The organism is Streptomyces sp. NPDC007346 (assembly GCF_040703535.1).
Classification (GTDB): domain Bacteria; phylum Actinomycetota; class Actinomycetes; order Streptomycetales; family Streptomycetaceae; genus Streptomyces.
On record NZ_JBEYKR010000004.1, the window covers coordinates 132,329 to 142,025 of the forward strand.

Consider the following 9,697-nt stretch of genomic DNA (forward strand, 5'->3'; position numbering starts at 1 on the left):
ATGATCCTGCTCCTGTCGACGTCCGACACCGACCTGTTGAGCGCCCGAGCCTCCGAGGGGCCGGTCAGCTACCGGTACGCCAACCCCTCCCGCGTCGACCTCGACGGCCTGCCCGAGCTGCTGGACGGTGTCGACCTCGTCGTCGTCCGTCTCCTCGGCGGCGTACGCGCGTGGCAGGAGGGGCTCGACGCGGTGCTGGCCACCGGGCGGCCGGTCGTCGTGCTGACCGGTGAGCAGGCTCCGGACGCGCAGCTGATGGCCGCCTCCACCGTGCCGATCGGCATCGCCGCCGAGGCGCACGCCTACCTCGCGCACGGCGGGCCCGCCAACCTGGAGCAGCTGGCCCGGTTCCTCTCCGACACCGTGCTGCTGACCGGCCACGGCTTCGAGCCGCCCGCCCCGGCCCCCGCGTGGGGCCCGCTGGAGCGTGCGGCCCGTGAGGTGCCCGAGGGTGCGCCGACCGTCGCGGTCCTCTACTACCGCGCCCACCACATGAGCGGGAACACCGCGTTCATCGACGCGCTGTGCACCGCCGTGGAGGACGCCGGGGCCCGGCCGCTCCCGCTGTACGTCGCGTCCCTCCGTACGCCGGAGACCGAGCTGATCGACGCGCTCGGCGCCGCCGACGCCATCGTGACCACCGTCCTCGCGGCGGGCGGCACCCGGCCCGCCGAGGCGTCGGCCGGTGGCGACGACGAGTCGTGGGACGCGGGCGCGCTGACCGGGCTCGACGTGCCGATCCTCCAGGCGCTCTGCCTCACCAGCCCGCGCGCCGCGTGGGAGGAGAACGACGAGGGCGTCTCCCCGCTGGACGCGGCGACCCAGATCGCGGTGCCGGAGTTCGACGGCCGGCTGATCACCGTCCCCTTCTCCTTCAAGGAGATCGACGAGGACGGGCTGCCCGCGTACGTCGCCGACACCGAGCGCGCGGCCCGCGTCGCCGGGATCGCCGTACGCCACGCCAAGCTGCGGAACATCCCGAACGCGGAGAAGAAGATCGCGCTCGTGCTGTCGGCCTACCCGACCAAGCACTCCCGGATCGGGAACGCGGTCGGGCTCGACACCCCGGCCAGTGCCGTGGCGCTGCTGCGGCGGCTGCGCGCCGAGGGGTACGACTTCGGGCCGGAGGCCGACATCCCGGGGCTGGTCTCCGGCGACGGCGACGAGCTGATCTACGCGCTCATCGAGGCGGGCGGCCACGACCAGGAGTGGCTGACCGAGGAGCAGTTGGCGCGGAACCCGGTCCGTATCCCGGCCGCCGACTACCGCCGCTGGTTCGCCACGCTCCCCGAGGAGCTGCGCACGGCGGTGGAGGAGCACTGGGGCCCGGCGCCCGGCGAGATGTTCGTGGACCGGTCGGCCAACCCGGAGGGCGACATCGTCCTCGCGGCCCTGCGGCGCGGCAACCTCCTCATCCTCATCCAGCCGCCGCGCGGCTTCGGCGAGAACCCGATCGCGATCTACCACGACCCCGATCTCCCGCCCTCCCACCACTACTTGGCCGCCTACCGCTGGATCGCCGCCTCCGCCGACGACAACGGCTTCGGCGCCGACGCCATGATCCACCTCGGCAAGCACGGGAACCTGGAGTGGCTGCCCGGCAAGAACGCCGGTCTGTCGGCCGCCTGTGGTCCGGACGCGGCCCTCGGCGATCTCCCGCTCATCTACCCGTTCCTGGTGAACGACCCGGGCGAGGGTACGCAGGCCAAGCGCCGCGTCCACGCCACGCTGATCGACCACCTGGTGCCGCCGATGGCCCGCGCCGACAGCTACGGCGACATCGCGCGGCTTGAGCAACTCCTCGACGAGCACGCCCAGATCGCCTCCATGGACCCGGCGAAGCTGCCCGCCATCCGTGCGCAGATCTGGACGCTCATCCAGGCCGCGAAGCTCGACCACGACCTCGGCCTGGAGGACCGGCCGGAGGACGAGGGCTTCGACGACTTCATCATGCATCTCGACGGCTGGCTCTGCGAGATCAAGGATGTCCAGATCCGCGACGGGCTGCACGTCCTGGGCAACCCGCCCGCCGGGAACGACCGGGTCAACCTGGTGCTGGCCGTCCTGCGCGCCCGCCAGATCTGGGGCGGTACGGCGTCGCTGCCGGGGCTCCGTGAGGCGCTGGGGCTCGACGAGTCGGCCGCCACGCGTACCGCCGCCGACACGATCGAGGAGCAGGCCCGTGCGCTGGTCCAGGCGATGGACGACGCCGGCTGGGACCCGGCCGCCGTCGCCGGTGTCGCCGCCGGGCTGCCGGACGCGGTGGCCGACATCCTCACCTTCGCGGCCACCGAGGTCGTCCCGCGCATGGCGGCCACGACCGACGAACTCACCCACGCCGTGCACGCGTTGAACGGTGGGTTCGTGCCCGCCGGTCCGTCCGGATCGCCGCTGCGCGGACTCGTCAACGTTCTGCCGACCGGCCGCAACTTCTACTCGGTCGACCCGAAGGCCGTCCCCTCCAAGCTCGCCTGGGAGACGGGCCAGGCGCTGGCCGACTCGCTCCTGACCCGCTACCGCACCGACAACGGCGACTGGCCCACCTCGGTCGGCCTCTCCCTGTGGGGCACCAGCGCGATGCGCACGGCGGGCGACGACATCGCCGAAGCCTTCGCGCTGCTCGGCATCCGGCCCGTCTGGGACGACGCCTCACGCCGCGTGACGGGCCTGGAGCCCATCCCGTACGAGGAGTTGGGCCGCCCCCGTATCGACGTGACGCTGCGCATCTCGGGCTTCTTCCGCGACGCGTTCCCGCACACGATCGGGCTGCTCGACGACGCCGTACGGCTGGCCGCCTCGCTCGACGAGCCGGCCGAGCAGAACTACGTACGGGCCCACGCCCAGGCCGACCTGGCCGAGCACGGTGACGAACGCCGGGCCACCACGAGGATCTTCGGCTCGCGCCCCGGTACGTACGGCGCCGGGCTCCTCCAGCTCATCGACTCCCGCGACTGGCGCACCGACGCCGACCTCGCCGAGGTCTACACGGTCTGGGGCGGTTACGCCTACGGCCGCGAGCTCGACGGTCGCCCGGCCCGCGAGGAGATGGAGAGCGCCTACAAGCGCATCGAGGTCGCCGCGAAGAACACCGACACCCGCGAGCACGACATCGCGGACTCGGACGACTACTTCCAGTACCACGGCGGCATGGTGGCCACCGTGCGCGCGCTGAAGGGCAAGGCTCCGGAGGCGTACATCGGGGACTCCACCCGCCCCGAGACCGTCCGCACGCGCACGCTCGTCGAGGAGACCTCCCGCGTCTTCCGCGCCCGGGTCGTCAACCCCAAGTGGATCGAGGCGATGCGCCGCCACGGCTACAAGGGCGCGTTCGAGCTGGCCGCCACGGTCGACTACCTCTTCGGGTACGACGCCACGACCGGCGTCGTCGCCGACTGGATGTACGACAAGCTCACCGAGACGTACGTGCTCGACCCGGAGAACCGCCAGTTCCTCCAGGAGGCCAACCCCTGGGCCCTGCACGGCATCGCGGAACGCCTGCTGGAGGCCGAGTCGCGCGGCATGTGGGCCAAGCCGGACCCGGCGGTGCTCGAAGCGCTGCGCCAGGTCTACCTGGAGACGGAAGGCAACCTGGAGGGCGAGGACTGACGGGCTCTCGCCTTGTTCCTCTGACCGTCCCCTGCCGTCCCCTGCCGTCCCGTCGTTCCTCTGACGTCCCCTGCCGTCCCGTTCCTCTGCCGCCCGCGCTCCCTGCCCTGACGCGGTCCCGACCGGCACAATCGCGGTCATGGGGACGACGGGGCAGGGGCCGGGGGAGTGGGGCCTCGATGAGGTCAACCGGCAGGGGTAGGAGGCGCGTTCGGGCGAGAGCGGGGTCCTGATCCTCCTCGCCGCTCTCGGCGGGCGGCGGCGCTCGGCGCGCGAGGAGCCGCCGGCCGCCCGGATCGCCCTGGCCCGGATCGAGGGCCTACGGGCGACGGGCGGCGAAACGGCCGACGTACCGGTGACGTTCCGGCTGACCATGGCCCACCTGGACGCGGACGCGACGGGGAGGGCCACGGACCGGCGGGCGGCCGAGGAGTCCGGCTGAGCCGACTGAGCTTGGCTGGGGCGGAACTGCCTTTGTGTGGTGGTTAGTTGAGGGCGATCGTGATGAGTGTGATCACTGCGGCCAGGGCGATGGCGGCTGCCGTGGCGAGGAACCAGGTCTGGTAGACGAGTTCGGAGCGCTCGGAGCCCTCGGGGAGCCGGAAGCCGTCCTTCTCCCCTTCTGCCGCCGCCCTGTTCGAGGGGGCGGCGGGTGGTGGGGGTGTGGTGGGTCGGTACGTGGGTGGGGTCTGGCGGGCGGGGGGCTGGGCGTACGGGGTGAGGCGCGAGGTGGGGGGGTCGGTCGGGGCCGGGCCTGAGGTGGGGCCCGAGGTTGGGGTTGGGGTTGAGGTTGGGGCGTGGCTGGGTGTTGGTGCTGGTGTCGGCTTGGGAGCCGGGGTCGGCTTCGGAGCCAGGGTCGGTTTCGGGGTCAAGGGCGTGTACGGGCCCGTGGCCGGGGGCGGAGACGAGGTCGGGGGGCGGGGCGGGGGTTCCGTGGGGGCGAGCAGCTCCCTCACCACTTGCTGCCAGAGCTGCGGGGGGAGGTCCGGTGCCCGGCCGTCCGGGGGCGAGTCCAGGATCCGGCGCAGCCACTCCTGGCCGGTCGTGCGGCCGTCCAGGAGCACGATGTTGAACAGTTCCCCCAGGTCGAGGGCGTGGCGAGGGTCCCGCGCGAGCGGGGCGACGGCCCAGGAGAAGAGGTCGCCCGCCCGTTTCCGCATCTCCGACACGGACGGGCTGTCCGCCTCGTGCAGGCGGCCTGGCCTGACGTAGAGGTTGTTCCGCAGCACTTCGGTGCAGAGGGCGTGCGCGGTCGCCTCGTCGCGGGCGCGCAGCCGGTCGGAGTAGGCGAGTTCGGCGAGGAGGAGATCCAGGGAGGCCCAGGGCAGGTCCTCGGCGCCCAGGAGGGTCAGCAGCGGGCCGTCCGGGATCTCCTCGAGCCGGGCGGCGAGCCGCGCGGAGCCGGTGGTGTCGGCCCGGCGGTGGCGCAGCAACTCGGTGAGCAGACGCTGGAGTTGCTGCCGCTCGTGCCGCTCGTGCCGCTCGTGCCGTTCGTGGGGATCGTGCGGCTCAGGCGGCTTGGGGGGCTCGTGGGGCTCATGCCTGTCTTGCCTGTCCTGACGGTGGTGATGGTGCCTGTCCTGCCCGTCCTGGTGGTCTCGGTGGCGGTGGTCCTGCTCCCGCTCCTGGAGGTCCGGGGGCTGCTGGGGCTCCAGGTGTGGGACCTGAGGCCGAGGGGTCTGAGGGGGCGAGGCCTGCGGGGGTTGCGGCTCCTGCCACGGAGCCTCGCGCCGTTCCGCCTCCTGCCATGGCGCTTCCTGCCGTGGCGTATCCGGCTGCTGTGCCTCAGGCCGTCGGGCCGGCCGGTGCCGGGCGTCCAGCATCCGCCGCAGTGCCTCCCGCCGGTCCCTCCGGTCCAGGCGGGCCCCGTGTGTCAGCCCGCCGGTCAGATGGGGCACCCCCGGGCGGATGGCGGGGCGGGCGAGCAGGTGGTCGACCATCTCCGTCGCCGCATGGCTCTCGATGTCCTTCTCGGCGGGCGGCCGCAGCCGGATACGGGCCGGCGCCCCCTCGCCCGCCGCCTGGGACGACCAGCGGGGCACGCAGGTGATGCGCAGCGGGTGGGTGTCGTCGGTGTCGTACGTGGCGTAACTCCACTCCCTGCCGAACCAGTTGCCGAAGACCGAGAGCAGCCCGAGGTAGAGCAGGGGCGCCGCGTTCCGCTGCGGCCAGCCGGGCAGGCCGTGCTCCTCGGCGAGCAGGGAGAGCCGCCGGTCCGGGTCGCGCAGCCACTCCGCGACCACGGTGACCAGTGGCTCCCGTACCGTCGGCAGCTGTTCCGCCATGTCCGTGAGCTGCCGCTTCGCCGTCGCCCGCAGCTGGGCGCCGTCCCGTACGGGCAGCCGCCCCGACGCGGTCTCGGCGGTGGCGGGTTCGCTCCACGCGGTGCCGCCGAGGCCCAGGCACCGCATCGGGTTGAGGGTGTCGCCGTCGCCGATCAGCACATGGCAGGCCGTGCTGGGCCGGCCGCCCCGGTCCGTGGTCGGCCACCGCTGGACGAGCAGGTGCTCGCCGGTCCGGGACCGGATCCTGACGCTGCTCTGGCGGGGTGAGGGGCCCGACACCCACAGGAGCGAGCCCAGTTCGCGGCCGAGGGCGTCCGCGCGTTCGGCGGAGCAGGAGTGGGCCACCGCCGCCATGCCCGTACGGGAGCGGCCCTGGTTCCCGTCCCAGCGGAAGACCACCTGGTCGAGGGCGTCGTTCACTGCGCTTCCCTTCCCACGCCGAATGATGCGGCGCCCCCGGGCGCCTCGATGATCCCGTGCATCGCCAGCAGCGACAGCAGCGGTTCCAGTACCCGGCGCGGCCTCGCGCCCGCCGGGAAGCGCCCTTGGTTCTCCTGGCCCCCGGTGGCGGAGGCGATGTGCAGGGTGCACCGGCGGAACGCGTCGAAGGGGCGCAGCCAGGCCTGCCCGGCGTGCCGGCGCAGCAGGGCGTGGACGTCCCCGCTCTCCTCCAGGAAGTGGTCCGGGCGGAGCGCGGCGGGCGGGCCCTCGCCCAGCCAGCGGTCGACCGGCGGCTGGAACCGCAGCAGGTCGGCCTTGCCGAGCACCATCGCGGCCGGGGTCTCCAGGTAGGGGCCCTTGCGCGGCAGCCGGTCGAGCACGGTGGCGAACGCCGCGTCACCGTCCCGGTCCACCTGGCTCCCGACCCGCTCCCTGGCCTCGTCGAGCTGGGGCAGCGGCAGGGCGAGCGCCGGATCGACGACGAAGACCAGCGCGTCGATCCCGAGCAGGAAGCGCAACGCCCCGTCGGTACGGACCAGATCCTCACCGGCCACGTCGAAGAAGGCGACCGGCCGCACCCGGCCCCGGGCGTCGGTGAGCAGCAGGGACTCGACGAACCGGGCGAAGCCGCTCAGGCCCAGCGCGTTGGTGTGGTCGAGCACCTGGCCGCCGCGCAGCGGCTGCACCCGCTCCCGTACGAAACGGGCGTGCTGCTCGGGGTTGACGGACTGCCAGCCGACGCCGTGCGGCTCCAGGCCGCCGTCGGTGATCTCGGCGATCATCTGCGTCAGCAGGTGGCTCTTGCCGGTGCTGGACTGGCCGATCATGGCGACCGTCAGGGGCCGCCCGTGGGTGAGGTAGGGCACCGGGATGTGGTGCTCGGGGAAGTCCGGGTCGGCGGTGCACTGCTGGACCGCGCCCCGCATGACGTCCTCGCGCCGCAGGGGGTTGCTGATCCGGGAGAGGTCCAGCGCCTGGTACTGCATCTGGTCGTCGGGGACGAACAGTCTGCCCAGGTCGAGCTGGATGCCCTCCAGGCAGTACGGGCAGAGCACCTCCCCCGGACGCAGACCGTCGGCCGTTTCCGAGGCCGCCCCCGTCTCCGTCCCGGCCCCCGCCTGTTCCTCGTCGGCCGGGGCGGGTGGCGCCTGCCGTTTGGCGCGCAGCGCCTGGTTGTACGGGTCCTGGTGCGGGCGCGCCCCGTCCGCCGTGACCGTGAGGGCGACGCGCCCCGCCTCCCCGGGGGCCAGGAGCTCCAGGAGCGTGGCGGGCGAGGGGCGGGCCCCGGCCGTGGGGGCGAAGGCGCCGGGCAGCGTCCCGTCGAGCACCCGGTGCTGGGCCAGGTCGGCCGGGGCGCGGTCGGCCGGGCCCGGGTGCCCCGTCACGAGCTGGTAGAGCACCTGGGCGGCGGACCACACCGCGTCCCGCGCGTCGACGAGGCCCTCGCCCCGCTGCTGTTCGGGCGAGCAGTACGGGGCCCTGCCCCACGGGGTCCGGGGCCGTCCGGCGCGGGCGACCCCTTCCAGCCCCCACAGCTGCACCGACGTGCCGTCCCAGAGCACCGTGGCGGGGGAGATCCCGCGCGGCACGAGGCCCTGGCCGTCCAGCAGGCACAGGGCCAGCGTCAGATCCCGGGCGAAGACCCGCTGGTCGGTCGCGGACATCACATGGGTGCGGCCGGCGGGGGTGCCGCGCGGGGCCGCGTAGAGGAGGAACGGCTCGGCGGTGTCCAGTTCGTAGCCGATGACCGTGGGGAACAGGTGCGCGTACGGGGTGTTCTCCAGGGTCCGGGCGAGCTGGAGGGCGGTGCCCGCCTCGGTGTCCAGCAGGGCACGGGCCGCCGGGTGGGCGGCGTCGGCCGCCGACAGGAAGACCTGGACGCACTGCTGCCCCAGGTCGTCGAGCATCCCGTTGCGGACACGCTGCGGCAGCGCCGGGTCGCGGCGCGAGGGCTTGCCGAAGCGGACCGGTGCGGTGCGGCGCCGGCCGGTGGGTTCGGTGAACGTGAGGTACGGGCGCCGGGCGCCCGTTGGTTCCGCCCGGCCGGGGTGCGAGGTGCTCACCACCCTTCGTCCTCCCTGTTCACGTTCCGGATGGCCCGAGCGGCTCGAGCGGCCCTGGTGGCCCGGGTGGTGGGGTCGGTGGAGTCGGTGGGATCGGTGGAGTCGGTGGGGGTGGCGGAGTTGGTGGGATCGAGGGGGTCAGTGGGGGCGCTGAGGTCTCTGGGGCTGGTGGGAGCTGTGGGGCTGCTGAGGTCTGTGGGGCTGCTGGGGTCTCTCAGGTCTGGCACGTTGGACATGTTGGACACGTCGGGCACGTCGGGCACGTCGGGGTCAGGCAGGTAGTGGCCGGGCCCGTCGAAACCGGGCCCGTCGGGGTGCCCGTCGAGGTCGGGCCCGTCGAGGTCGGGCAGGGCGTGGCCGCCCGTGCTCTGCCTCGGCAGGACCGTGTCGACCACGCCCATCCGCAGCGGGGTCAGCCGGATGAGCCCCGCGTACCTCCCGGAGGAGGTCCAGAGGGCCTCCTCCGGCGGCGGCGAACCGCTCTTGCGCCAGGCGGACTCCACCTCGCCCTGCAAGGTCTGCGGGGCGAACCGGATCCACCGGGCCGCCTCCGGGTCCCGGCTCAGGAGGGCCCCCTGCTCCGGCGAGGAGAGCTGGACGACGGCCTGCCGGTCCGTGTCCCGCCCCACGAGTTCGGCGACCCTCAGGGAGTCGGTGCCCAGCAGTCCGGCCGCGGTGGTGCGGGCGCGGTGCTCGGCCGGGTACGGCGGCGGGGCCAGCACCCCGTTGTGCCACAGGTGGTGGCGGGCGGCCGAGAGGAGTTCGCGGACCCGTTCCTCGGTCCGCCGTACGGCGAGGGCCCCGGCCTGTCCGCGTTCGACGGCGCCCCAGTACGGGTTCATGGCGGCCATCGCGGTGTTGCGGAGGTCCCCGGCGAGCGTGGCGACCAGCTCGGGGCCGCCCTCGCCGATCTCCCGGTCGAGCCAGCGCGGGGTGTGGGCGTCGGTGGTGTCCTCCCAGGGGGCGGTGTCCGCCGGTGCGGGGCCGGCGTACGTCTCTCCCGGGGCCGAGGCCGCAGCCGGGCCCGGGGCTGCGTACGCGTCGTCCAGGTCCCCGGCCGGGCCGGTCTCCCAGGTGTAGGCGGCGGCCCAGTCGCCGTCGTCCGCCCCGTCCTGGCCGGCGTCGGCGCCCGGGTCCTCCAGCGCGGAGGGTGCGGAGAGCCAGTCCTCGTCCCCGTACAGGTCCGAGACGCCCGCCCCCGTACCCGCTGTACGAGGTCGGCGAGGGTGCGTCCGGTGAGGACGGCTCCCCGGGCCATCGGCAGGGACCGGAAGCGGTCGATCAGCCCCTTGTGCATGTCGT

At 73.9% G+C, this 9,697-nt stretch carries 4 protein-coding genes and 1 pseudogene; 1 reads left to right on the forward strand and 4 read right to left on the reverse strand.

Going from position 1 to position 9,697, the window contains the following annotated elements:
* The gene (cobN, locus tag AB0917_RS02705; protein WP_366817620.1) at nucleotides 1–3,606 is read left to right on the forward strand and encodes a cobaltochelatase subunit CobN; all 3,606 of its coding nucleotides are present in this window, start codon (nucleotides 1–3) and stop codon (nucleotides 3,604–3,606) included.
* Between the two features lie 485 nt (nucleotides 3,607–4,091).
* Here cobN and AB0917_RS02710 read toward each other — a convergent pair whose 3' ends face one another.
* The 4 genes and pseudogenes from AB0917_RS02710 to AB0917_RS02725 form a co-directional block, all read right to left on the reverse strand.
* Nucleotides 4,092–6,311, reverse strand: coding sequence for a hypothetical protein (locus tag AB0917_RS02710; RefSeq protein WP_366817621.1), 2,220 nt, complete (start codon nucleotides 6,309–6,311; stop codon nucleotides 4,092–4,094).
* Nucleotides 6,308–8,395, reverse strand: coding sequence for a hypothetical protein (locus AB0917_RS02715; protein ID WP_366817622.1), 2,088 nt, complete (start codon nucleotides 8,393–8,395; stop codon nucleotides 6,308–6,310). The genes AB0917_RS02710 and AB0917_RS02715 overlap by 4 nt, the downstream gene beginning before the upstream one ends.
* Complete coding sequence (locus AB0917_RS02720) at nucleotides 8,392–9,237, reverse strand: hypothetical protein (RefSeq protein ID WP_366817623.1); 846 nt, start codon at nucleotides 9,235–9,237, stop codon at nucleotides 8,392–8,394. The genes AB0917_RS02715 and AB0917_RS02720 overlap by 4 nt, the downstream gene beginning before the upstream one ends.
* Nucleotides 9,238–9,602: 365 nt before the next feature.
* Nucleotides 9,603–9,697 (reverse strand): annotated as a pseudogene (locus AB0917_RS02725) (ABC transporter permease); the annotation flags it as partial.

What these genes read in the sequence shown, in the direction of transcription:
- cobN (WP_366817620.1), top strand. Translation starts at nt 1, where the DNA reads ATGATCCTGCTCCTGTCGACGTCCGACACCGACCTGTTGAGCGCCCGA.
- AB0917_RS02720 (WP_366817623.1), bottom strand. Translation starts at nt 9,237, where the DNA reads ATGAACCCGTACTGGGGCGCCGTCGAACGCGGACAGGCCGGGGCCCTC.